Consider the following 22,896-nt stretch of genomic DNA (forward strand, 5'->3'; position numbering starts at 1 on the left):
TCTAAAAATTCTTTCTCTGCTTTAATACCGGCGTTACGCTGAACACCTCCTGGAAAAAGTCCGCCCTCCACTCAAAAAAGCCCTTTTCCAAGGTGATATCCTCCAGGGTATCCACAGTCAGTATCAGCTGATTCTCCCTGAGTGAAGCCTTAATGCTGCCAAGCTTCTGCTTGTGGCTGCGGTCTAAGCTGTTTGCCAGCCGCAAAATAGCGGTAAGCTTCGCCACAATCAGATAAGACTCCTTATCCAGGGTGCTCCTCCCGGCCTGTATCTGCCCGTAATATAAAAAAGGACTGTGGTTGAACCGGACCACATTGGCCACAATTTCTCTCTCCAGATGGGACAGACCGATGATTTCCGTGGACATTATAATATTGTAAGAGGTTTCTCCGATGTTCACCATGCTGATATACTTTCCGCAGTCATGAAGGATAGCGGCAATCTGCAGATACAGCCGTTCCCTCCTGCCCAGTCCATGCACCCGCTTCATGCTGTCATATATGGTTGTGGTAATTTTCTCAAGGGTTTCCGCCCGTTTTCTGCTGCCCTGATACCGTTTGCTGATGTTGACGGCGCAGGCTGTGATATCCTTTTCAAAATCATGCTCTCCCTTGAAAAGCTTCATCTTCTCCGCGTACTCATAAGCGATTCCGTCACACAAGGTGACTCCCGGCGCCCATATTTTCTCCGCTCCCATCAGCTCCGCAATCCGCTTGGTCAAAAGAGCGCTGATCAGCACCAGCGGAACCTTCTCCTCCGGTATGTCCATAGCAATGGAAATCTCACTGCTGCTTTTATTTTTCAGTGTCTCCAGCAGGCCCTCAAATTCCTTTGTGTCCGTCATGGGCTGCCCGTCCCTCCCCAGCTTTTTCACCGCCCAGGGAGAAATGTAATCGTCCACGATAATAATATTCTGAATCACGCGGTCCTTCAAATACAGCTTTTTATAGGTGGAAAGCTGTGCCGACGCCATCTCGTCAATCAAATTCGCCACCTGGGCCCGCTTTGCGTTCAGATGATTTAAGTGCTCCTGGAGCCTGAGCACTCCCAGGCGGAGATTCTGGGTGGACACCAAAGTGTCATTGTCAAAGAGGGACAGCTGTATGCTGCCGCCGCCGATATCTACAATGGCGGTTTTTTCTTCGATAATCCGGCGGAAAATCTCCCCCTTTAACGCAATGGCCTTATAATTTAAAAAACGCTGCTCGGAATTGCTTAAAATCTCCACCTTGATTCCGGTGCGCTGCTCCACCTGATCCTGCACAATGGTAAAATTCTCCGTCTCCCGCACCGCGCTGGTTCCATAGGCCTTGTATGCGTCCACCTTATAGGCCCGCATAATGCCGGAAAATTCCCGCAGCGCCCGGCACAGCTCATCCAGCTTTTCCTTGCTGATTTTGCCATTGGCATAGGTATCGCTTCCCAGATCCAGTCTCTGACGGATACAGTCGATTTCCCGCATACTGTTCTTTGCGGTAAACTCAAATATTTTCATGGACAGCTCAAAGCTTCCCACATCAATTGCGGCAAAGGTCCTTACACTCATATGGCTCCTTTCACTCTTTCCCTAACAGGTAGTCTATAAACTGCTGTGCGCTTCTGCCGGAAAGCCCTCCGTGGGAAAGCTCCCACTTATTGGCCTCCTTAAGAAGCTCCTCCTGCGGCATGGACACGCCATAGCGTTCTGCCAGCGTCTTTACAATGTTCTGAAATTCCTTTTTGTCCGGAGCGCCAAAATAAATGGTGACACCGAAACGATATACTAAGGACAGCTTCTCCTGCACCGTATCGCTGGTGTGCATGTCCTGTCTGACCTCTTCCTTGTCGCTATAATTTTCCCGAATCAGGTGACGTCTGTTAGAGGTGGCATAAATCAGCACATTTTCAGGTTTTTTCTCCAGGCCGCCTTCAATGACGGCCTTCAGATATTTGTACTCTATCTCAAAATCCTCAAAGCTCAGATCATCCATATAAATGATAAACTTATAGTTGCGCTTTTTGATCTGGCTGATTACCTCATTCAGGTCTCTGAACTGATGCTTATACACCTCAATGATACGAAGCCCTCTGTCATAATATTCATTGGCTATGGCCTTGATGCAGGAGGACTTCCCGGTGCCTGCGTCACCAAACAAAAGGCAGTTGTTGGCCTTTTTGCCTCTCACAAAGGCCTCAGTGTTATCGGTGAGCTTCTTTTTGGGAATCTCATAGCCCACAAGATCATCCAAATGCACATGGGCAATGTTTAAAATCGGCTGAATGTGCACCCCTTTCTCGTCATGGGCAATCCGGAAGGATTTGTGCAGGCCAAATTTCCCCACGCCGTACTCCTGATAAAACTGGGTCAGCGTATCCTTCATTTCCTCCGGCGTATTATCCTGGCAGAATTTTTCCGCAAGCTCACAGATACGGGCACAGATGCGGGCATTGTACACCTTGCTCTCTCCGCTGCTGCCTTTGTAATTTTCCACCAGTGCAAACTCAGGAACCTTAAGCATTTCCATAAGCGGGCCAAAATCATAGTCATAAAACTCCTTAAAGATTACAATGTCATGGAGCGCCGCCTGGTTGATGGTTCCCTCAATGGCTCCCTTGATTTCACACCCGCAGCTGTAGCTGTTTTCATTATTTACCAAAAGGTTGGCAAGATAACAGTGCCACAGATTGCCATGAAAGCCATAATGGCCTGCCAGCTCTATCAGCCGGTGGATACAGCTGTAAAACAAAGCCTTACTATCCTCCAAATCACGGCCGCCGTCCCCTAAAGGGCCCTTATTTTCTTCACATGCCGTCATCAGCCGCGCCATATCGTGCAGCAGGCCGCCGTCCTCAAAATCTCTATATACAATCAATTCCTGTTCTCTCATGCCTTTATTCCTGCCGTTTTCTTCCTTTAATAATTGCCCAGTATTTTCATATTTCTGGCCTCTTCCCTAAGACCCCTGAGGGCGTTTTTCACAGAGCTGTCCGCCAGATTTCCCTCAAAGTCAACAAAAAACCGATATTCCCAATTTCTGTCCTCTATAGGGCGGCTCTCAATCTTGGTCAGATTCAAATTGTTGTAGATGAAGTGGGAAAGCATGTGGTAAAGAGAACCGCTCTCATGCGCCACTTCAAAGCAGATGCTCACCTTTCCGGCATCTTTCCTGAAAATTTTCTGGTTTGTAACAATGATAAAGCGGGTAGAATTGCTGCCCGAATGATTGATTCCTTTTTTCAGCACCTTAAGTCCGTAAATTTTCCCCGCGTGCTCTCCCGCTATGGCAGCCTGGGTCTTGTCCCCCTCCTTTGCCACCTTCGCGGCCGCAAAGGCATTGTTCTGCATACTGATCTGCTGCCAGTCATGATCCGCCAGATATCTGGCGCTCTGCATTAAGGACTGGGGGTGGGAATACACCCTTTTTATGTCCGAAAGCTCCGCTCCCGGCACCCCAAGAAGGCAGTGCTCTATCTTTATAATCTGCTCCCCCACAATATAATTTTCAAACTCCACCAAAAGGTCATAGATTTCACTGACAATCCCCGCCGTTGAATTTTCAATGGGCAGTACCGCAAAATCCGCGCTTCCCTCATCAATGGCGCTCATGGCGTCCCGGAAGCTGTCCACATGAAAGCTGTCCACCGCATCTCCAAAATAGGTCATCATAGCCGCCTGGGAATAGGCTCCCTCCGCTCCCTGGAACACCACCCGCGCCTTTTTTGTATCAAGCTCATCCACACCGATAAAGGGAAGTCTCCCCATGCCTGTTTTCTCCGCAAGAAGCTGATACTGCAGCTTTCTGCTCATGGACATGATCTGCTCAAACAGCTCCTCCACACCATGGCTGTTAAACTCATTGTGCGTCAGAGTCTTTACCCTGGCAAGCTTCTCCTGTTCCCTTTGCCTGTCAAATACCTTTTTCCCGGTTTCGATCTTGTACTCAGCCACCTGTCTGCTGATATCCATACGCTTCTCATAAAGCGCTACGATCTGTTCGTCTATCCCGTCTATCTGTTCTCTCAGCTTTCGCAAATCCATGTCCGCCATGCTCCTTTTGTCTCTTTCTTTGTACTCCTTATCAGCACATTTAAGGATATCTTATACCAAATCAAACTTGATCGCAAGCGGGAAGCGTTGTATACTTAAAGTAGATTATCTACCTGTTAAATTATCACAATTTACAGCGTACGTCATCTATTTTTCAGCCGTTTTACTTATTTTTTACATATTCCATACGCTTTTTACAAAATCTGAAATGAGGGAATGTTATGAGCAGAAAATTTCGAACCATTGCAATCGCATTACTTGCAGCAGCACTGTTTACTGCAGTTCTTCTTTTTTTCATCCTTTCAAACCGGATAACCATGAATCCCCCGGGAACCATCGGGAATACCGCCGGAAATCTGCACAACGGCGGCCTCTTCTGCGAGCTTGACGGCACCGTCTATTTCTCTAATTCCTATGACGGAGGCAGCCTTTACGCCATGGACAGCTCTGAGGAAAATATCAGAAAGCTGAGCAGCGTAAACGCACAGAATATCCTGGCCGGAGGGGATTACCTGTACTATTTTCAGATGGGCGCTTCGGGGAACGCCGGAATGGGCTATGTGCTCAGCGTACGCTCCTTCAACCGCACCACTTTAGACGGCAGCCGCACAACCGGCTTAAACCGGGATATCATTGCCAAAGCCCAGCTGGTGGATAATTATCTCTATATACTGGCTGCCGGGGAGGAAAACCCCCAGTTTTACAAGCTTAAGATCGATGAATCCGAACAGACAGTTCTTGCTGATTATGAGATCGACCCTTCCTGCGCCGCGGCGGGGATGATCTATTACAGCGACCCTCAAAGCGGACACAGCTTATACCAGCTGAATACCTCCTCGGACACTGCATCCCTTTTGTGGGAAGGCAGCGTTGGATATCCTGTTATCCAGGGGGACTTTATCTATTATATGGATGTGGAAAGCAATTACTGCCTCTGCCGTTACAGTCTGTCCCAGGGCACTGCCCAGACACTCACCACAGACCGGGTGGACTGCTTTAACGTGGGCGGCGGCTATGTTTACTATCAAAAAAACGGTGACACCCCGCAGCTGATCTGCATGCGTGAGGATGGCACCGGCGCCTTTGTGCTAGCAGAGGGAAACTACACCAAGCTTCATATGACATCTCAATATGTATATTTTCAGGAATTCGGCAATGACACCGCCCTTTACCACAGCCCTTTGGGCTCTGCCGGCTACGAAATCTTTTCCGGGGCCAGAGACGCTGCCATTGCAGAAACGCAATAAGGCCCCTTTGGGCTATTCCTCAATATGATCCTGTCCCTGGCTTAAAATGGTGACGATATGCGCATCTGCCAGGGCATAAAAAATGGTTTTCCCCTCTCTTCGGTTTTTCACCAAATCCATCTGCTTGAGCACTCTCAGCTGATGAGAAATTGCCGACTGGGACATTCCAAGAACTGCAGCGATATCGTAAACGCACATTTCCGAACACAAAAGCACATAGAGAATCTTCAGGCGGGTGGCATCCCCAAACACCTTAAAAAACTCTGCAATATCCTGCATTTCTTCCTCAGGAGGCATTTTTTCCTCCACTCTTCTTATCGTGTCCTCATCCGCATAAATGTATGTGTTTTCTTCCATAGCAGTCTCCATTTCAACAGAATTTCAAAACCATTTGCCGCTTCTACACAAATTATACCACTTTTTGCTTCATTTCCAATCCGTTTTTTGTTATACTGATAGACATGAAAAAAATAATTCCTTTCAAAAACAAGTATCAAAAAAATGCCTTCTGCTTTCTGGCATTTCTTCTGCTCCTTGCACTTTTTTGCATTCTCTGGATTCTGGTGCAGAGCAGACAGTCTCAGGAAAGCGAGGCCCTTATCTATCAGGACGGCGTTCTTTTAGAACGCATTAATCTGGCTTTGGTGGATACCCCCTACACCTTCACCGTCACAGGGGAGGGCGGCTGTACCAATGTAATAGAGGTGCGCCCGGGCAGCATCGGCATGCTGTCCGCCGACTGTCCTGACCAGCTGTGCGTTCATCAGGGCTTCACAGACAGCTCACTTGTTCCCATTGTCTGTCTGCCAAACCATCTGGTGATACAGGTGGACGCCCCGTCCTCTTCGGCACAGACGGATATCACAGCCTATTAATCACAAAAGATGCCTCTTAGACGGGAATGAAATAATTTCAGGAGAAAAGCTTATGAAAGTCAAAAAATTAACTCTGCTTGCTCTGTTTACCACCTTGGCGCTGATCATCTTCGCCGCAGAGAGCATGCTCCCCCCTCTGGTTCCGGTGCCGGGCATTAAGCTTGGTCTTGCAAATATCATAACACTTGTTGTTTTACGAAATTTTACCGTAAAGGATGCAGCTGTGGTGCTCTTTATGCGGATTTTTTTATCTTCCTTTTTCTTTGGCCAGGCCCTGAGCCTGCTCTACAGCCTTGCAGGAGGTTTCCTCTGCCTTGTTGTCATGTGCCTTATCAATCGGCTGTTTTCCGGACATTACCTGTTTCTCACAAGCATCGCCGGCGCGCTGGCCCACAATGCAGGACAGCTTCTTACCGCCTTTTTTATCACACAGACGGCCGGGATATTCATCTATCTTCCTTTTCTTATGCTGGGCGGATTGGTCACCGGGCTTTTTACCGGTCTGTGCGCCCATTTTTCTCAGAAATATCTAGTTCCTTTAATAAACCGCTGACCGTCTTTTGCAGGATGGGGTGCCTGAGGTTTGGCGCTATGGCGCAAAGGGGCTCCAGCACAAAGCGCCTGTTCTCCAAATCTATGTGGGGAATGATCAGCTGCTCGTCCTCATACACCAGCTTGTCATAAAAGAGAATGTCCAAATCCAATGTTCTGGGGCCCCAGCGGACCAGACGCTCCCGTCCCGCTGCCGACTCAATGCGGTGCAGCTCCTCTAAAAGCTCGCCCGGGGAAAGAAGCGTTTCGATCTCCAGCGCTCCGTTTAAAAAATCATCCTGCTCCACTCCGCCATAAGGCTTTGTCTCAAGCAAAGGCGATATCTTACCCATCCTGACCTGCGGATTTGCCCTTAAAGCGTCGATTGCCCCCTGGATATAAGCCCTCCTGTCCCCCAGATTGGAACCCACAGAAAGGTAGACCCTGTGCCAGCCTCTTTTGATCTTCACAGACACCGCTTCAAAGGGAAGCCCCACCGGCGCGTTGGGCTTTTTTATCTCCAGCTCAATCTCCCAAATAAGGGGAAACGCTAACAGCAGCTGGCGGACTACATTTTCTGCCGCCGCCTCAATCAGCTTGTAGGTGTGTTCCCGCATCCACCTGTCAATAAAATGGCAGACCTCCCCATAATGGGTGGACAGCTCCAGCCTGTCCTCCCGCCCCGCCTTCCTCAGATCGGTAAAAAGCACAGCATTTACCAGAAAAATCTGTCCCCTTTCATTCTCTTCTGGAAATACGCCGTGATAGGCATAAATTTCCAAATTCCGGATTTCAATTTTATCCTGCGCATTTATTCTGTCCATTCTCCTGTTCCTGCCCCTCTCTGTCAGTTTATGTATTACTTTTTGCTTTTAAGGTCTTTAGAAATTTCCACCCCTGAGAATAGCCTGCGTCATGCGGACTGCCCTGTCATTTGCCTTGACGTCGTGAACCCGTACAAAGCTGCAGCCCTTGCTTACAGCCAGCACCGTGGTGACCAAGGTGCCCTCCACTCTCTCCTCCACAGGAAGCCCCAGCGCAAGGCCGATGACAGACTTCCTGCTGCAGCCCAAAAGAAGAGGGTAGCCAAAGGCATTTAGCTCCTCCAGACGGCGGATTACCTCCAGATTCTGCTCATAGGTCTTGCCAAAGCCTACCCCCGGGTCCAAAATAATTTTTTCATCTGCAATACCGGCCTTCTGCGCAATCTCTATGCTCTGGGTCAGCTCCTCAGCCACCTGGGCCATGAAATTTTCATAACTTGTGTTATTTCTATTGTGCATGAGGCAGCACGGGAGTCCGCTCTTCGCAATAACACCTGCCATTTTTTCGTCAAATTTCAGTCCCCAGATATCATTGATCAAATCCGCCCCCACCTCTATGCCTGCCGCAGCCACCTGGCTTTTATAAGTATCCAGGGAAACAGGCACGTCAAAATTTGCCTTTATGGCCTCGATCACAGGGGCTGTTCTCTCAATCTCCTCCTGGTCAGTGATCACAGTATATCCCGGCCTGGTGGATTCTCCTCCGATATCCACAATATCCATTCCCTCAGACAGCATTTCCTCCACACGGTGGAGGGCCTTGTCCCGATCATTCCATTTTCCTCCATCCGAAAAGGAATCCGGCGTCACATTTAAAATTCCCATAATATAGGTGTGATTCTTCGTATCAAATTCTCTATTTCCAATCTTCATATTATTTTTGAAGCCTCCCTGCTGCATCTGTTTCCTGCTCAATATTTTATTTTCCTGTTTTTCTTATCTGACTTCCAATTACAGTCCGGCTCCGCTTCACAGGCAAAGCAAGGTCTGCTGGCTTTGTCTGCTCTATATAGAATTCCACTCAAATTCTTTTCCTGGGCTGTGCTTTTTTCTCTATGCTTCAAAATTGCTTCAGTAATAACAGTTGTTTCTTTTTGATCATAGCCGCAGTCCTGCAGTATTTGGGGTGCAATCCTTCCACTTGCAAGCTCATGGGGCGTCCCATCCTCATATTGAATATGCTTCCCCATATCGTGCAAAAGTGCCGCCGCATAAATCCAGTCTCTTGGAATCTTAAGCCCCTCCTCTAAGCTTATTATTACTCCGATTCTGGCCACATCCAAAAAATGCGTCATATCATGGCGGCAGAATCGCCTTTCGGCTTCTGCCGCCTGATTCTGACGCAGATGATGCAAAAATAAAGGGTGCTCTATTATTTTATCGATTCTATCCATGTGATTCACCTGCTCCATGCGCTGGCCGTTTCCTTCGGCCTATGCTTTTACCATCTGGAAAAACCGGTTCTGCAGTGTATCATCCTGCTCAAAGATGCCTCTTACCGCTACGCTGACCGTTTTACTGCCTGGCTTCTTTACTCCCCGCATGGTCATGCACATATGCTCTGCCTCCACCATCACCATAACTCCCTGGGGGCTTAGATGTTCCATCACTGCATCGGCAATCTGCGCCGTCATCTGCTCCTGAATCTGCAGCCGCTTTGCGAACACCTCAACAGTCCTGGCAAGCTTGCTCAGTCCCGTCACCTTTTTATTGGGGATATAGGCAACATGAGCCTTTCCGAAAAAGGGCATCATATGATGCTCGCAGGTGGAATAAAACACAATATCTTTTTCCAAAACCATATCGTTGTGTTCCACAGAAAAGACCTTGGATAAATGCTGGCCAGGGTCATCATCCCTTCCGGAGAATATCTCTTCATACATACGGGCAATTCTCTCCGGCGTCTCGCGGAGCCCTTCTCTTTCCACATCCTCGCCTATGCCCTCCAAAAGAAGCTCCACTGCTTTTTTTACTTTTTCATGATCTATCATTTTTACTGCCTTTCTGTGAACGCTTTTCCACAATCTTTATCATCCTGCCGAGATAGGACAAAGAGCCGAAGGAAAGAATCACATCCTCTCTCCCCGCCAGAAGATAGCTCATCTCCACAGCCTCCTCCAGACTGTCCGCCGCAGTCACATTGGGGTGCACCAAAGAGGCTTCCACAGCCAGATCATAGGCGGGCAACGCCCTTGCGTTTTCCGGCGGCGTCACTGTGATAATCTGATCCGCATATTGACAAGTGACCGCAAGCATCCCGGTATAGTCCTTATCCCTCAGCACTCCCATAATAAAAATAATTCTTTTCTGAGGAAAATAAAGAGCTAAGGACTGAGCCAGCTGCTCTGCCCCCGCCTTGTTGTGAGCCCCATCCACAATAAACCAGGGCTTTTTTGCTACAACAGTAAAACGCCCTGGCCACAGGGTCTGCAAAAGTCCCTGGCGCAGCGCTTTTTCTTTCACGCAGATGCCATGTTTTTCCAGAGCCTTTGTGGTTTCCACTGCAAGAACTGCATTTTCAATCTGGCATTTGCCTGCAAGGGATATCTCAAGCCTCCTATATCCTCCATAGTCAAAACGCTGCCTCTCTATACCATATCGTATCTGGCTGGCAGTGTCAACATCGGCAGTCCGCAGAGGACAGTGCTTTTCCCGGGCAATACGGGCAATGACCTCCATAACCTCCTCTTTCTGCCTTGCAGAAATTACATAACATCCGGTTTTTATAATCCCGGCCTTCTGTGCCGCTATCTCGCCCAAGGTGCTCCCCAAAAATTTCATGTGGTCCATGCTGATGGGAGTAAGAACCGCCGCAAGAGGAGGCGGAATCACATTGGTGGCATCCATGCCCCCTCCCATTCCTGTCTCCAGCACTACCAAATCGCACTCCGTCTTTTGAAAATACCAAAATCCCAGAGCTGTCTCCACCTCAAAGGAGGTAGGATGGGGCATTCCCTCCTTCGTCATTTCATCACATGCGTTACGTAAAAGCTCCACCCCCTGGCAGAGCGCCTTTTGAGTAATGGGCCTTCCGTTTACCGCAATACGCTCCCGATAGGAAAAAAGCACGGGGGAAACATAGCTTCCCACCCGGTATCCCGCACACCTTAATATAGTGGATAGATAGGCTGTTACCGAACCTTTGCCGTTGGTGCCGGCCACATGAATAAATCTCAGCATATCCTGAGGATTTCCTATCCGTCCGCAAAGCGCTCTGATGCTGTCGAGCCCTGGCACAATCCCATATCCTCCAATGGCTTCCATATAAGAAAGGGCTTCTTTATAAGTCAAATTCCACACCGCCTCTCTTCGGGTCTTTTGCTGTTTTTTTCATTGTTCTTTGTATATTTCTCCAAAAACAGGAAACACTTTATTTCATGAAAAAAGCATTCAAAACCTTCTTACACAACTTTATACGCTGCGGCATCACCGGCTGGTGCATGGAAATCCTTTTTACCTCTCTTGACTCCTTCCGCCGCCGGGACATGAAGCTTCGGGGCAACACCTCCGTCTGGATGTTTCCCATATACGGCTGTGCTGCCTTCCTGGCTCCTTTGGGCAGGCTCCTCTCCAAAAAATCCGTCTGGGTCCGGGGGCTTACCTATATGAGCCTGATTTTCTCCACCGAATATATCACCGGCAGCCTCTTAAGCCGCCGCACCTTGTGTCCCTGGGATTATGGACGCAGCCGCTGGAATATCAAACGGCTGATCCGCCTGGACTATGCGCCCTTTTGGTTCCTTGCGGGACTTTTGTTTGAAGGGCTTACCTCCCCCGCCGCAAAAGACAGGACCGATAACGGTCCCGTCTTGTCAAATTCTCATTAATTATATCCCCGGGATGTCCTGCAAATCGTGACATCCTTTTGCTTTGGCTACAGCATTTCCCCTTCGTCCCCGTCTCCGGAGCCGATATCCAGCATATTCACCGTACGCCTTTTCATTCTTGCCTCCTCAGACTGCTTTAAAATAAAGTCTTTCAAGGCCCTGGAATTGCGGATATGCTCAAGGGCCAGTCTGGGATGAGTGGTGTCCCCTGTATAGCAGACCACTGTCCCCATGCCAAACATACGCTCAATCAGGCTGGCCGTATGCTCCACATCCTGTACCTTATACATATAACAATCGTTCTCAACCTTTTTCAAAAAGCCTGCCTCTATGGTAATCATGTCCTCTTTTACGATATACTTCGTAAAGGTAAAGGGCAGACCTAAGAAAAGCCAGCGCTTTCTTTCTACAAATTCTATCATATCCTATCCCTTCCCGCTCCTTTCCCGCGCATCAACAATCTCTGCAAAATTCTTATGCTACTTATTATAGTAGATATGATCTTTTTATGCAAAACCTTTCTTTCAAAATGCCAAAAAATTTGTCGATTTTTTTCTACGCTTTCGATTGAAAGTATAAGCTGGAAATGGTATGATAATAAAAATACGTAAAGGAGGGTAACGTATGACTGCAAAAGAATGTATTACCGGACGGAGAAGCATCCGTCAGTTTACCGATCAGCCTGTATCCCATGAAATACTTTCACAGATCGTAGAGACTGCCTCCTATGCACCCAGCTGGAAGCATACACAGATTGTACGCTATATTGCCGTGGAGGGAGAACTGAAGCAGAAGCTTTCCAAATGCACCTCCGGTTATCCTAAAAATGGCGAGATCATGGAAAATGCGCCGATGGTTATCGCAGTTACCATTATCAAAGGACGCAGCGGCTTTGAGAGAGACGGCTCTTATACCACAAACCGCGGTGATTCCTGGCAGATGTTTGATGCCGGAGCTGCCAGCGAAGCTTTTTGTCTGGCTGCCTATGAGCATGGCCTTGGAACCGTTATCATGGGTATTTTCGATCAGGAGGAGGCCTCTGCTCTTTTACATATTCCAGAGGAGAGGGATTTGATTGCTCTGATTCCCATCGGGTATCCCGCAGAAAGTCCTGCCGCTCCCAGACGCAAAAGCGTTGAGGAGCTGTTATCCTTCCAAGAATAACAAATAACAGTCGAAGAGATTTTCTCTTCGGCTTTTCCATGTCCGGCAGACCGCCCTTGGGCAGACTGCAAAAAGCCCAAATACTGATTATGCGCTGAAAAATGCGCAGGAATGGAGATTAAAATGAGACACCTGATGAGTCCACTTGATTTTACAAAGGAGGAGCTGGACAAGATATTCGACCTGGCAGGCGACATCGAAAGGCATCCAGAGAAATATGCCCACGCCTGCAGTGGAAAAATTCTGGCCACCTGCTTCTATGAACCCAGTACACGCACGCGCTTAAGCTTTGAATCCGCTATGACAAGGCTGGGCGGACAGGTCATTGGTTTTTCCGATGCAGCTTCCTCCTCTGCTTCCAAAGGAGAGAGCGTATCTGACACCATCCGCATCATTTCCTGCTATGCAGATATCTGCGCCATGCGTCATCCTAAGGAAGGCGCTCCCATGGTTGCCGCAGAGAAATCCACTATCCCTGTCATCAATGCCGGGGATGGCGGCCACCAGCACCCCACCCAGACCCTCACCGATCTGCTGACCATCCGAAGCCTGAAGGGACGCTTAAACGATTTTACCATCGGATTGTGCGGAGACCTGAAATTCGGACGTACGGTGCACTCTCTGATCAATGCCCTGGTGCGCTACAGTGGCATACGCTTTCTTTTTATCTCCCCGGAGGAGCTTAAGGTGCCGGATTATATCACTGATATGCTGAAGGAAAAGGGCATCCCCTATGAGGAGGTGATTCGTCTGGAGGATGTCATGCCCAGGCTTGATCTTCTCTATATGACCCGTGTGCAGAAGGAGCGTTTCTTTAATGAAGAGGATTATGTGCGGTTAAAAGACTTTTATATCTTAAATGAGGAAAAAATGAAGCTGGCAAAAGAGGACATGCTGATTCTTCATCCCCTTCCCCGGGTCAACGAAATCTCTGTGGAAGTAGATGAGGACCCCAGAGCCGCTTACTTTAAACAGGCCCAGTATGGAGTGTATGTAAGAATGGCTCTCATCCTGACCCTGTTAAATATTCAACCCCTGCCGGAAGGAGGCACATCATGCTAAATGTTGGAAAAATCGAAGAGGGCTTTGTCTTGGATCACATCAAAGCCGGCAAAAGCTTAAGCCTTTACGAGCACTTACAGCTGGATAAGCTTGACTGCACTGTGGCCATTATCAAAAATGCCCGCAGCAATAAAATGGGCAAAAAGGATATCCTGAAGGTAGAATGTGATTTGAACCAGCTGAATCTGGATGTATTGGCTTTTATTGACCATAATATCACCGTCAACGTTATCAAAAACGGTGAGATCGTCTCTAAGGAAGAGCTTTCTCTTCCAAAGCAGATCAAAAATGTGATCAAATGCCGCAATCCCAGATGTATCACCTCCATAGAACAAGGGCTTCCCCACATTTTTATTCTTGCGGATGAAGAAAAAGAGGTCTACCGCTGCAAATACTGTGAAGAAAAATACACAGAATCTGCAAAGTAGACGCTCCCTCATTTCCCGAAAGAGACTTTGGCGGTAAACAGCTTACCGCCAAGTCTCTTTTTCAGCTTTCGTTTTGCAGCAGAGGAAACCGCAGAATCACTTTAAACAAGTCACCATCCGTCACAATCTCCATTGATCCCTTCTGCAGCTCCGTGAGGCTTTTGGCAATGGAAAGCCCAAGGCCGTTTCCTTCCATATGTCTTGATTTATCTCCCCTGACAAATCGCTCTTCAAGCTCCTGGGGCGAAAGCTCCAGCGCATATTTGGACATATTTCGGAACAGAATGACAGCGTTTTCTCCCGTACACTCCACATTCAGATACACTCTGGAATTTTCCTGGGCATACTTATAAATATTGTTAAACAGGTTGTCAAAGATTCTCCAAAGATGTCTGCCGTCGGCTAAAATGCGCACCGCTTCCTCCGGCTGTCTTACAATCAGCTCCAGCTGCTTTTCTGCGAAACGCTGACCATACTCTCCCACCGCTTGTGAAAGCATCACGCCAATGTCACAGGGTGTAAGATTCACCTCAAGATTGCCTGTGGTGGCTTTGGAAGCCTCCACAAGATCCTCCAACAGCTTTTTCAGCCGTCTGGACTGGCGGAGCAAAACCTCCGCGTACTCCTTCACCTTCTCGTTTTCCAGTCTTTCGCTGCCTATCAGGTCCGCATAGTTAATAATGGAGGTCAACGGCGTTTTCAGGTCATGGGAAACATTCGTAATCAGCTCTGTTTTCAAATGCTCGCTTTTCATGCGTTCCTCCACCGCTTTCCCGATCCCCTCTCCGATGCGGTTTAGGTTTTCCCCATGCTCCTTAAAATCCAAAATCATTCTGGAGGTATCCACATGATAGGATAAATCCCCTCTGGCAATGGCTCTGCTTCCCTGCAAAAGCTTCTGAAACACCAACGCAATATATAAAACGCCCAAAAACAGTACAATCTTTTCCATCAGCCAAAGAAAGCACAGCATACCCAGATGTAATCGTAAACCAAAGCCCAAAAGTCCAAAAAGCTCCACAACACAGATTACGCCAAATACCAGCACCACATTCATCACAAGAGGAATTTTTCCCACCAGCCAGACTAACGTTCCCACAAGCTTTTTGACCGTCCGGAAAAGAAACCTGAGCACTCTGTAGACAATGGTGTTTCTCCAAAATTTTCCAAGCTTTAAACGCAGAGCAAATTCCATGCAGAAAATAGTACACCACACTATCTCCAGCGCTCCCACAATCAGCACGGAAAGGGCAAACATTTCCACGGAGTAATTCATAAAGGAATAGACAAGTATAAGCCCCAGAAAAGCCACAAAGCCAAAGGCCGCCGTCAGAAGATCAAGGGGAAGCTCCGTGAGCACTCCAGGCCCCACGCCTTCCCGTCCGTTTTTATGTCCCGCACTGCACATCAAAAAGATAAAGGAAAGGCAAAATACCACAATGCAAAGCAGCGCAATTCCCGGCAGGACGCTCCGCAGTTCATAGAGTATATCCGCATTATGTGCGCTGACCTGATAACCGTCTCCTATGGGAAATTCCGGGTCCACATAGAGATAGACAGCATACTCCGCATATTCCGGCTCCTCCACAGCTTCCGGCTCCTCCACAGCTTCCCTGTCTGCATCAGTCTCCGGGACATCTTCTCTGATCCATTCCGCCGGAATCACATTCAGGCTATTGTAGACATAGGGAGTGTCGGTGCCGTCATAGCAGCTCCACACCAGCTCCCCTTCCAAATACAGCTCTGCGCTGCTGTTTCGGCCGGCGAAATAATCCCCCATATCTTCTTCCAGCATTCCAGAGAGGCTTTCTTTGAGGTTTCCCTGCAGGGCCTCAGCCTCCCTTCTAAGAGAAACCTGTTCCAGGGCCATGCGATAATAACTCTCCGCCACATCCAGATCCTCTCTCACGCTTGTCCAGATCAGTGCATCCACCATCTCCTTCTTGCTGCCGTAATTAGGCCCATACATCCACAAAGCTGCCGCTGCAGATGCCAGTCCCAGAACAAAACTGACCACCAGCAGAAAAAAAGCCGCAACTCTGGCTCCCGTGCTTCCCGTTAATCTCCTGTCACCTTGCCTCTTGCTCATATTGCCTCCGTTTTCCCTTCTTATTCTTTCTTTTCACATTTGTAGCCCTGGCCCCATACCACCTTCAAATATCTGGGCTCTGCGGGGTTAATCTCCAGTTTCTCCCGCAGGTGTCTGATATGTACCGCCACTGTGTTTTCACTGCCATAAGGCAGATCGTTCCAGATTTTCGTGTAAATCTCCCTGGGGGAAAAGACCTGTCCCGCATGCTCCATCAAAAGCTTTAAAATTTCATACTCCGTAGGCGTAAGAGAAACCTCCTCACCGTCCAGGGTAACCAGCTTTTCCTTATCATCCAGCTCAATGCCCCCAACCTTAAGAATATCTGTCCTTATTTTCCCACTGCCCAGCTGCATATAACGCCGCAGCTGGGATTTCACTCTGGCAGCCACCTCTACGGGATTGAAGGGCTTTGTTACATAATCGTCCGCCCCCACATTCAGTCCCAGAACCTTATCCGTATCCTCACTTTTTGCAGTGAGCAGAATAATGGGAACATTGCTTCTTTCCCGTATTTTTACCATTGCGGATATCCCGTCAAGCTCAGGCATCATAATATCCAAAAGCACCAGATGAATCTCATTCTCCTCGATCACCCGCAGGGCCTGCTTTCCGTCAAAGGCCTGAAACAGCTGATAGTTTTCATCCTGCAGATAAATTTTTAGTGCATTTACAATATCCTTCTCATCGTCACATATTAATATGTTGTACATTTCTCACCCTCCTGCTTTTGATTTTACCAAAATGCTTCTTAACAAAAAACAAGCCAAGTGTTTAAGATTTCTTTAACTTGGCTTGCTTCCCTCTCCTTATTTTCTCTTTTTCTGAGAATTTTTCTTTAATTCCTCCAGCGCTTCCTTAAATTTCTCAGAGTTCATGGTCGGATTGGAACGAATCAGGCCCCTTTGGAAAAAGTCCTTAAGCTTTCCAAGACGGCTGCGATAATCCAGACTGCTTTTATATTTCACCTTCAGGTCGAAAATTTCCTCCTTCACGCTGTCCAGATACGCATTGGGCTTTGTCTGCGCCAGATTCTTCAATTTTTCCAATGTCTCGTCAATCTGGGCCTTCACATCCTCCATCCGCATGGAGATTCCTTCTTTGATCTCGCCCTTGCGCAAAGCCAGACCGTCCGCAAATTCACTCTTACGGCTGGACCAATCCTCTTCCGTCAATGCAATAATCACGTCCAGACGCTTCTGAATACGCATCATTTCTTCCTTGGCCCGCTCCATCTGCACCAGAATATCCCGCAGATCCAAAGCCGCCTTGAAGGAAAGTGCAAAATCCACACAAATATACACCGAAAGCAAAAACGTTATAATTCCCAGATATCTGCCAGGTATGGACAGCACCAGCCGCTCTACGGGCTTATGGATTACCTCTGTCATAAGAATCGTCAGCCCTCCCCAGGCCAGTGAGGAGCCGAGACAAATATGTCCCTGAAAATTAAATTTATTTTTGGAATAATCCCAATACCGGACCTTAAAGAGCGCCTCCATTGTCACACCGGTCACATATTCCAGAACCGTTGCTCCCAGACAGCCGGCAATATATACCAAAACCAAATTCTCCTGAAAGGGCTTGGAAACCATCAGCATCATAATTGCCCCGCAGCCGTACAGCGGCAGAAAGGGGCCCCGCATAAATCCCCTGTTCACCAGCCTTTTAGACTTTATAGACACATAGGCCGATTCAAAGCACCAGCCAAAAAAGCAATAAAAATAAAAGAAAAACAGCCATTGCACAACTGTGTAATGATACATATTCTCGCCCTCATTTCTATCTGAACACGGCTACCTCCACATTCAGCTTCCCTTTTCTCGTCTCTCCCGCCTGGCCCGTATAAACAAATTTTCCAAAGCCTCTGGCGTTTACCGTCTCGCCGCCCTTAAGCAGCCTGGAGTTACTCTCGCACAGCCTGCCGTCTACAAAGACACGCCCGGCCCGAAACAGCTCCAGACAGTCGCTCCTTGATTTGTTATATACCTTCGCAAGCAAAGCATCCACTCTTGGGGAGGACACCTGGATTCTCTGGCGCACCGGCTCCTCCATTGGAATTTCCTCAAAATTCTCCGTAATTGCGCAGGTCACGCTGGTGTGCCTGACCTGGGTAAGCTGCTCACAGATATAGTCTCCCATGGAATCCGCACAAAACAGATACGCCTCCTTATCTCCCACCATGATATCCCCCAGGGTGCTTCTCTCGATTCCAAGATTCATCAAGGCCCCCAGAAAATCCCTGTGGGAGAGGCTGTCAGCAAATTTTGCAGCCACCGGACGGATATGGATACAGACAATGGGGAAAGGCACATCATAACCAAACTCCTGCGGACTTCCAAACCGAAGCATCCTTCTCTCCGCATTCTCTCTTCCCCCAAAAAGAGTACAGCCTGCATAAGACAGTTCCCTCTCCAGACGAAAGAAAGCATCCTGCTCCGAAAGCCCCAAAAAGCCAGTGAAGGTAAACAAATTCTGCTGAAAAGATTTCTCTGCCAGCTCCCTGAATCTATTGTTCAGCTTTTGTATGTCTTTTTCATTTTCCTGCATTACTTTTTCACCCTAACGCTATGTCAAGCACCATCATAAGAGAAAAACCGATGGCAAAGGCTATGGTGCCCATATTGGAATGGCTGCCCGTGCTGGCCTCCGGTATCAGCTCCTCCACAACTACATAAATCATGGCTCCTGCTGCAAAGGAAAGCATATAAGGAAGAATGGGCGTTACCACTCCCGCAAGGCCGATGGCCAAAAGGGCTCCAAACGGCTCTACCGCCCCCGACAAGGTTCCCAGCAAAAAGGATTTTGCTCTGCTGTTTCCCTCACTGCGAAGGGGCAGGGAGATAATGGCTCCCTCCGGAAAATTCTGCAGCGCAATTCCCAAGGACAGGGCCAATGCCCCCGCCATGGTAACAGAACCTTCCCCGCTTAAAACCCCCGCAAAAATAGCGCCGCAGGCAGCTCCCTCCGGAAAATTATGAATGGTCACAGCAAACAGGAGCATAGCGGTCCTTCCAAAGCCGCTCTTTCTTCCCTCCGGCACATTGCTGCCCATATGCAGATGGGGAACCAGACTGTCCAGCAAAAGAAGGAACAAAATTCCAAGAAGAAAGCCTGCAACCGCCGGTATAAACGCAAGCTTCCCCATCTCCCCGCTCATGTCCATGGCGGGAATCAAAAGGGACCACACGGAAGCAGCCACCATAACCCCCGCAGCAAACCCGGTAAACATTCTCTGGACATTGGGTCCAATTTGATTTTTCAGAAAAAACACACAGGCCGCTCCCAGGGCGGTTCCCAGAAACGGTATCAGAAGTCCGATCAAAATCTGCATAACTGTCCTCATTTCCATTGTTTTTAAAAGCCCGCCAAGTCATTTCCCTGCAAGGCATACCACAAAAAATTCAATCCGCATGCCAAATGCGCCAAAAGCACTGCCCACTCTGCCGCTGCGAATATAATTCTCCAGCTTTTCCTCCACTGCACGGTATTCTTGATCACCAAAACCAATGTCATCAAAAACACAAAAAACATCCCGTGCATATATCCCCAGGAAAAATTGGCGTGGAGCATCCGAAAGCCTTTTTCATACAGTACAAGAAACATTCCGGCTCCCATAAGATAATTCAGCCATGCAAAGCGGTATGCCCCGTTTTTCTTAAGCTCTCCCAGATTCAGCACAAGCACGCCCAAAGGCAGTGCCATCCCCATCACAATACTTAAGGGGATATTACTGGAAAAATTGCCCCATACCTTTGCAAAGGCAAAGCCGATTCCTGTCTCCTCTCCCAAAGCGTTGGTTCCCGAAAAAACCCCGGAATACTGGTACAAAAGATCAATACCGGTAGGGATCATTGTGACACACACGAAAAAGGCATTTTTTAAGCTTTTCCCCTTACTCCTGATTGCATGAAACAATAGAACCAGTCCAAACACCGGAACCACTACCAAAGTATAGCTTGGCTTTGTTATGGTTGTAAGAAACAGACTGAGCGCAAAAGGCACACATTTCTTCCACTGAAAATTTTCTCTGTACTCTGAGAGCAGATTTACCGCCTCGAAAAAGCAGATGACCGCAAAGGGTCTGGTTGCCATATAGGTAGCGTTCCACACCGGGTTGGGAGTATAAATTCCCATACACCTGTAAGCATAATCAAATCCAAAAAAAGCCGTATTTTTGGGAGAATAAAGATTCCCCAGTAAAAATAGGGCGAACACCGCACCAGTCACGCAAATATCTGTCATGCAGCGTTTTTTTTCGCTCATCTCCTCATAGCAGACAAAAGACCTTACCTGACGGTTCATATAATATTTTGCCGTACACACGCCAAAGGAATTCAAAATCGCCGTTGTCACAGCCACTGCCGCAGGCGCTCCCAAAAAAACAGCAAAAAGCTTTGCCACAGTAAAAAACAAGGGATAGGGAAACTCATAGTCTCCCGCTATCCCAGCCGTCTTTTCCACATAAGCCGGCATATCTGATATGAAATCCGGCACTTCATAGCATTGCATCAAAAACAGATACAGCATTACTCCGGTATAGAGAAAAAGCAGCAGAATAAATACAAGCCTTCCGATTCTGCTCTCTTTGCTCCAGCCGATTTTTTCACCGATTCGCATCTGCTTCATATCACCTGATTCCTTTAAGTAAAGCTGATAATTTCATCCTTAGGCGCCTTTGTCTTTTCCACGCTGAGCGCATGAAGAATCGGGCCCTCTCCCTTGTAGTCTGCCCAATACTCCCTGGAAACAGTCGCCGTCACCTTTACCCACTCCTTCTGCTTCAGGGCACCTGCCCCGGCAAACTGGCAGGCATAGCCCAAGAAGGCCATGTCGTCGGCACAGCAGGTCATAGCCATTCTTCCAGGCACAAAATAATCCTGCGGAAAATGATCCGGTTTTAACACCATTGCCACAAACTGCAGCTTTTTCCCGAAATACCGCTCCAGATGGTCCATGGAATCCAGGTACCAGATACCATAACCCTCATTGTCCAGGACAATGGTATCCTGATTTAAGTCATAGGGAAGATCATCCTCAAAGATTTCGTCAATCTCACCATTGGAGTCCTCAAAAATTACGTCAGCCGACGGATTTACGGCCTTGATATTCCGCTTGTAATTATTCAGATCGGCGATTCCGTCACAACGGTTAAAAATAATCATTTCAGAATTTCGGATCATTTCCGCCAAAAGGGAACGCATATTTGTATAATACATGGGAAACGTAGAGCCGTCAATGGTGGTGATCTGCTGCTCTATTCTCCACTGTCTCGGAAGCTTCATATTTTTAAAGTTCCACATGCCATTGTATTCTATAATGATCCGTTCCGGCTTGTGCTTTTTTTCCAGCTCCAGCAGGTGAGAGGGATTAAAATCCTCCTCCTGCTCAATCAGCTCCACTTCCGTCCTGCTCTTTTTTAAAAGCTCCTCCTCGTATTCGATTTCACCCTCTTCGCATAAAAGAAGCAATGTTTTTCCCCTGATCTGAAAATAGGGCTGCCCCAGCGTAAAGGTAATAAATTCCGTCTTGCCGCTTTCTAAAAAACCGTTTATCACATATACTGGCTTCATGCCGCGCTCCTGCCTTTCCAACATCCGTGAAGTATCATCACAGACTCAGCTTTCTCTTTACACTACTGCCGAAACAGCTCCCCAAGCTTTTCTTCGTCAAGCTTTGACCCGATAACGCATATCTTTCCCGTTACCATAGGCCTGCCGCTTCTCACATCATGCTCGCCCGGAACATAATCATAATAAATCCAAGAACCATCCGCGGCGGGAAGCATCCCCTTTGCCCGCAGCACAGCGCCGTACTCACCGCTGTCTAAGGCCGTCAGAATCTGCTCTATTTCCTCAGCACTGTATACATTAGGCGTCTCCACCCCCCAGCTGGTAAACACTTCGTCCGCATGATGATGTCCATGCTCATGATGATGATCATGGCAGCCGCAGTCGCAGTCCTCATCATGATGATGATGGTGCTCATGGTCACAGCCCTCCTCATGGTGATGATGGTGCTCATGGCCACAGTCTCCCTCATGGTGATGGTGGTGCTCATGGTCGCAAGCTTCCTCATGGTGATGGTGGTGTTCATGGCCGCAGTCTTCCTCATGGTGATGGTGTTCATGGCCGCAGGCCTCCTTAAGCAGTTCCTGCATCATATCTTCCAGTCTATCCGCTCCTTCGATGGTTTCCAGTACATCCTTTCCGTCCAGCTGCTTAAGGGGCGTGGTAATAATGGCCGCCTTTTTGTTATACTGGCGGATCAGCTCCACACAGGCATGAATCTTTTCCTCAGAAACCTTATCCGTTCTGCTCAAAATAACGGTTCCCGCATATTCAATCTGATTGATAAAAAACTCGCCGAAATTCTTAATATACATTTTGCACTTTGCGGCATCCACCACTGCAACAGCGCTGTTTACCTGTACATCCAGGTCTAAGGCCACATTGTCCACTGCCTTTAACACGTCGGAAAGCTTTCCCACGCCGGAGGGCTCAATCAATATTCTCTCCGGCTCATAGGTTTCTATGACTTCCTTTAAGGAGGCGCCAAAGTCTCCCACCAGAGAACAGCAGATGCAGCCGGAATTCATCTCCTTGATTTCAATTCCCGACTCCTTCAAGAACCCGCCGTCAATGCCGATTTCACCAAACTCATTCTCAATCAGCACTGTTTTGCTTCCTGAAAGCGCCTCCTGCAAAAGCTTCTTTATCAAGGTTGTCTTTCCTGCTCCCAGAAATCCAGACACCACGTCAATCTTTGTCATTTTTCTACTTCCTTTCCTTCGGGCAGAATCTGCCCGCCACTGCCTTTTAT

At 48.1% G+C, this 22,896-nt stretch carries 25 protein-coding genes; 7 read left to right on the plus strand and 18 right to left on the minus strand.

Features of this window, described 5'->3' with window-relative positions; genetic code table 11:
* Position 1 precedes the first annotated feature (1 nt).
* From SHK35_RS06780 to pheA, 3 genes are read right to left on the minus strand one after another with little or no spacing between them, the layout of a single operon-like run.
* A complete protein-coding gene (locus tag SHK35_RS06780) occupies positions 2-1,546 on the minus strand; it encodes a Ppx/GppA phosphatase family protein (protein ID WP_318709192.1) in 1,545 nt (514 codons plus the stop codon).
* Positions 1,547-1,556: 10 nt separating this feature from the next.
* Positions 1,557-2,867 carry an ATP-binding protein gene (locus SHK35_RS06785; RefSeq protein ID WP_318704848.1) on the minus strand — a complete coding sequence of 437 codons (1,311 nt, stop codon included), beginning with the start codon at positions 2,865-2,867 and terminating at the stop codon, positions 1,557-1,559.
* Between the two features lie 26 nt (positions 2,868-2,893).
* A complete protein-coding gene (gene pheA / locus SHK35_RS06790) occupies positions 2,894-4,018 on the minus strand; it encodes a prephenate dehydratase (RefSeq protein WP_318704863.1) in 1,125 nt (374 codons plus the stop codon).
* Between the two features lie 230 nt (positions 4,019-4,248).
* Between pheA and SHK35_RS06795 the strand changes: the two genes are divergently transcribed.
* A complete protein-coding gene (locus tag SHK35_RS06795) occupies positions 4,249-5,274 on the plus strand; it encodes a DUF5050 domain-containing protein (RefSeq protein ID WP_318704847.1) in 1,026 nt (341 codons plus the stop codon).
* Positions 5,275-5,286: 12 nt separating this feature from the next.
* On the opposite strand, the gene SHK35_RS06800 is transcribed toward SHK35_RS06795, so the two are convergent.
* Entirely contained in the window at positions 5,287-5,631 is a 345-nt protein-coding gene (locus tag SHK35_RS06800) for an ArsR/SmtB family transcription factor (protein ID WP_318704846.1), read from the minus strand.
* 104 nt (positions 5,632-5,735) lie between these two features.
* Here SHK35_RS06800 and SHK35_RS06805 point away from each other — a divergent pair, with 104 nt between their 5' ends.
* Complete coding sequence (locus SHK35_RS06805) at positions 5,736-6,149, plus strand: NusG domain II-containing protein (RefSeq protein ID WP_318709193.1); 414 nt, start codon at positions 5,736-5,738, stop codon at positions 6,147-6,149.
* Positions 6,150-6,201: 52 nt separating this feature from the next.
* Entirely contained in the window at positions 6,202-6,702 is a 501-nt protein-coding gene (locus SHK35_RS06810; protein WP_318704844.1) for a Gx transporter family protein, read from the plus strand.
* Here SHK35_RS06810 and folK read toward each other — a convergent pair.
* From folK to SHK35_RS06835, 5 genes are read right to left on the minus strand one after another with little or no spacing between them, the layout of a single operon-like run.
* Positions 6,644-7,504: a 2-amino-4-hydroxy-6-hydroxymethyldihydropteridine diphosphokinase gene (gene folK / locus SHK35_RS06815; RefSeq protein ID WP_318704843.1), complete on the minus strand. Its 861-nt coding sequence runs from the start codon at positions 7,502-7,504 to the stop codon at positions 6,644-6,646. The two genes, SHK35_RS06810 and folK, sit on opposite strands and share 59 nt — an antisense overlap.
* A 57-nt stretch (positions 7,505-7,561) precedes the next feature.
* Complete coding sequence (folP, locus tag SHK35_RS06820; RefSeq protein ID WP_318704842.1) at positions 7,562-8,377, minus strand: dihydropteroate synthase; 816 nt, start codon at positions 8,375-8,377, stop codon at positions 7,562-7,564.
* Positions 8,378-8,415: 38 nt separating this feature from the next.
* On the minus strand, positions 8,416-8,898 hold the full coding sequence (locus tag SHK35_RS06825) for an HD domain-containing protein (protein ID WP_318709194.1): 483 nt from the start codon (positions 8,896-8,898) through the stop codon (positions 8,416-8,418).
* Positions 8,899-8,937: 39 nt separating this feature from the next.
* A complete protein-coding gene (gene folE / locus SHK35_RS06830) occupies positions 8,938-9,495 on the minus strand; it encodes a GTP cyclohydrolase I FolE (protein ID WP_318709195.1) in 558 nt (185 codons plus the stop codon).
* Positions 9,482-10,795, minus strand: coding sequence for a bifunctional folylpolyglutamate synthase/dihydrofolate synthase (locus tag SHK35_RS06835; protein ID WP_318709196.1), 1,314 nt, complete (start codon positions 10,793-10,795; stop codon positions 9,482-9,484). The genes folE and SHK35_RS06835 overlap by 14 nt, the downstream gene beginning before the upstream one ends.
* A gap of 86 nt (positions 10,796-10,881) precedes the next feature.
* On the opposite strand from SHK35_RS06835, the gene SHK35_RS06840 reads away from it, so the two are divergent.
* Complete coding sequence (locus SHK35_RS06840; RefSeq protein ID WP_318709197.1) at positions 10,882-11,331, plus strand: putative ABC transporter permease; 450 nt, start codon at positions 10,882-10,884, stop codon at positions 11,329-11,331.
* 47 nt (positions 11,332-11,378) lie between these two features.
* Here the strand turns inward: SHK35_RS06840 and SHK35_RS06845 are convergent, their stop codons facing one another.
* Positions 11,379-11,753, minus strand: a complete 375-nt coding sequence (locus SHK35_RS06845) for a PH domain-containing protein (RefSeq protein WP_318709198.1) — start codon at positions 11,751-11,753, stop codon at positions 11,379-11,381.
* 202 nt (positions 11,754-11,955) lie between these two features.
* Here SHK35_RS06845 and SHK35_RS06850 point away from each other — a divergent pair, with 202 nt between their 5' ends.
* From SHK35_RS06850 to SHK35_RS06860, 3 genes are all read left to right on the plus strand, one after another.
* Positions 11,956-12,495: a nitroreductase family protein gene (locus SHK35_RS06850; protein ID WP_318704836.1), complete on the plus strand. Its 540-nt coding sequence runs from the start codon at positions 11,956-11,958 to the stop codon at positions 12,493-12,495.
* 123 nt (positions 12,496-12,618) lie between these two features.
* Positions 12,619-13,557 (plus strand): aspartate carbamoyltransferase, encoded by a 939-nt coding sequence (pyrB, locus tag SHK35_RS06855; RefSeq protein WP_318709199.1) that lies wholly within the window; start codon positions 12,619-12,621, stop codon positions 13,555-13,557.
* Positions 13,551-13,985, plus strand: a complete 435-nt coding sequence (locus SHK35_RS06860) for an aspartate carbamoyltransferase regulatory subunit (RefSeq protein WP_318704834.1) — start codon at positions 13,551-13,553, stop codon at positions 13,983-13,985. The genes pyrB and SHK35_RS06860 overlap by 7 nt, the downstream gene beginning before the upstream one ends.
* A 61-nt stretch (positions 13,986-14,046) precedes the next feature.
* Here SHK35_RS06860 and SHK35_RS06865 read toward each other — a convergent pair whose 3' ends face one another.
* The 8 genes from SHK35_RS06865 to SHK35_RS06900 all read right to left on the minus strand — a co-directional run bounded on the left by SHK35_RS06865 (position 14,047) and on the right by SHK35_RS06900 (position 22,846).
* Positions 14,047-16,074: a sensor histidine kinase gene (locus SHK35_RS06865; protein ID WP_318709200.1), complete on the minus strand. Its 2,028-nt coding sequence runs from the start codon at positions 16,072-16,074 to the stop codon at positions 14,047-14,049.
* Between the two features lie 20 nt (positions 16,075-16,094).
* Positions 16,095-16,787 carry a response regulator transcription factor gene (locus SHK35_RS06870; RefSeq protein WP_318709201.1) on the minus strand — a complete coding sequence of 231 codons (693 nt, stop codon included), beginning with the start codon at positions 16,785-16,787 and terminating at the stop codon, positions 16,095-16,097.
* A gap of 96 nt (positions 16,788-16,883) precedes the next feature.
* On the minus strand, positions 16,884-17,840 hold the full coding sequence (locus SHK35_RS06875; protein WP_318709202.1) for a putative ABC transporter permease: 957 nt from the start codon (positions 17,838-17,840) through the stop codon (positions 16,884-16,886).
* A 16-nt stretch (positions 17,841-17,856) separates the two neighbouring features.
* Complete coding sequence (locus SHK35_RS06880) at positions 17,857-18,624, minus strand: YlmH/Sll1252 family protein (protein ID WP_318709203.1); 768 nt, start codon at positions 18,622-18,624, stop codon at positions 17,857-17,859.
* 7 nt (positions 18,625-18,631) lie between these two features.
* Positions 18,632-19,408 (minus strand): ZIP family metal transporter, encoded by a 777-nt coding sequence (locus SHK35_RS06885; protein WP_318709204.1) that lies wholly within the window; start codon positions 19,406-19,408, stop codon positions 18,632-18,634.
* A 23-nt stretch (positions 19,409-19,431) separates the two neighbouring features.
* Positions 19,432-20,703: a hypothetical protein gene (locus tag SHK35_RS06890; RefSeq protein WP_318709205.1), complete on the minus strand. Its 1,272-nt coding sequence runs from the start codon at positions 20,701-20,703 to the stop codon at positions 19,432-19,434.
* A 14-nt stretch (positions 20,704-20,717) separates the two neighbouring features.
* A complete protein-coding gene (locus SHK35_RS06895) occupies positions 20,718-21,647 on the minus strand; it encodes a TIGR03943 family putative permease subunit (RefSeq protein WP_318709206.1) in 930 nt (309 codons plus the stop codon).
* 62 nt (positions 21,648-21,709) lie between these two features.
* Entirely contained in the window at positions 21,710-22,846 is a 1,137-nt protein-coding gene (locus SHK35_RS06900) for a CobW family GTP-binding protein (protein WP_318709207.1), read from the minus strand.
* Positions 22,847-22,896 lie beyond the last annotated feature (50 nt).

Source organism: Candidatus Acetatifactor stercoripullorum, from assembly GCF_944382095.1.
Taxonomy (GTDB): domain Bacteria; phylum Bacillota; class Clostridia; order Lachnospirales; family Lachnospiraceae; genus Acetatifactor; species Acetatifactor stercoripullorum.

Coding starts and splice junctions, on each gene's coding strand:
- SHK35_RS06780 (WP_318709192.1), bottom strand. CDS start 1,546: ATGAGTGTAAGGACCTTTGCCGCAATTGATGTGGGAAGCTTTGAGCTG.
- SHK35_RS06785 (WP_318704848.1), bottom strand. CDS start 2,867: ATGAGAGAACAGGAATTGATTGTATATAGAGATTTTGAGGACGGCGGC.
- pheA (WP_318704863.1), bottom strand. CDS start 4,018: ATGGATTTGCGAAAGCTGAGAGAACAGATAGACGGGATAGACGAACAG.
- SHK35_RS06795 (WP_318704847.1), top strand. CDS start 4,249: ATGAGCAGAAAATTTCGAACCATTGCAATCGCATTACTTGCAGCAGCA.
- SHK35_RS06800 (WP_318704846.1), bottom strand. CDS start 5,631: ATGGAAGAAAACACATACATTTATGCGGATGAGGACACGATAAGAAGA.
- SHK35_RS06805 (WP_318709193.1), top strand. CDS start 5,736: ATGAAAAAAATAATTCCTTTCAAAAACAAGTATCAAAAAAATGCCTTC.
- SHK35_RS06810 (WP_318704844.1), top strand. CDS start 6,202: ATGAAAGTCAAAAAATTAACTCTGCTTGCTCTGTTTACCACCTTGGCG.
- folK (WP_318704843.1), bottom strand. CDS start 7,504: ATGGACAGAATAAATGCGCAGGATAAAATTGAAATCCGGAATTTGGAA.
- folP (WP_318704842.1), bottom strand. CDS start 8,377: ATGAAGATTGGAAATAGAGAATTTGATACGAAGAATCACACCTATATT.
- SHK35_RS06825 (WP_318709194.1), bottom strand. CDS start 8,898: ATGGATAGAATCGATAAAATAATAGAGCACCCTTTATTTTTGCATCAT.
- folE (WP_318709195.1), bottom strand. CDS start 9,495: ATGATAGATCATGAAAAAGTAAAAAAAGCAGTGGAGCTTCTTTTGGAG.
- SHK35_RS06840 (WP_318709197.1), top strand. CDS start 10,882: ATGAAAAAAGCATTCAAAACCTTCTTACACAACTTTATACGCTGCGGC.
- SHK35_RS06845 (WP_318709198.1), bottom strand. CDS start 11,753: ATGATAGAATTTGTAGAAAGAAAGCGCTGGCTTTTCTTAGGTCTGCCC.
- SHK35_RS06850 (WP_318704836.1), top strand. CDS start 11,956: ATGACTGCAAAAGAATGTATTACCGGACGGAGAAGCATCCGTCAGTTT.
- pyrB (WP_318709199.1), top strand. CDS start 12,619: ATGAGACACCTGATGAGTCCACTTGATTTTACAAAGGAGGAGCTGGAC.
- SHK35_RS06860 (WP_318704834.1), top strand. CDS start 13,551: ATGCTAAATGTTGGAAAAATCGAAGAGGGCTTTGTCTTGGATCACATC.
- SHK35_RS06865 (WP_318709200.1), bottom strand. CDS start 16,074: ATGAGCAAGAGGCAAGGTGACAGGAGATTAACGGGAAGCACGGGAGCC.
- SHK35_RS06870 (WP_318709201.1), bottom strand. CDS start 16,787: ATGTACAACATATTAATATGTGACGATGAGAAGGATATTGTAAATGCA.
- SHK35_RS06875 (WP_318709202.1), bottom strand. CDS start 17,840: ATGTATCATTACACAGTTGTGCAATGGCTGTTTTTCTTTTATTTTTAT.
- SHK35_RS06880 (WP_318709203.1), bottom strand. CDS start 18,624: ATGCAGGAAAATGAAAAAGACATACAAAAGCTGAACAATAGATTCAGG.
- SHK35_RS06885 (WP_318709204.1), bottom strand. CDS start 19,408: ATGCAGATTTTGATCGGACTTCTGATACCGTTTCTGGGAACCGCCCTG.
- SHK35_RS06890 (WP_318709205.1), bottom strand. CDS start 20,703: ATGAAGCAGATGCGAATCGGTGAAAAAATCGGCTGGAGCAAAGAGAGC.
- SHK35_RS06895 (WP_318709206.1), bottom strand. CDS start 21,647: ATGAAGCCAGTATATGTGATAAACGGTTTTTTAGAAAGCGGCAAGACG.
- SHK35_RS06900 (WP_318709207.1), bottom strand. CDS start 22,846: ATGACAAAGATTGACGTGGTGTCTGGATTTCTGGGAGCAGGAAAGACA.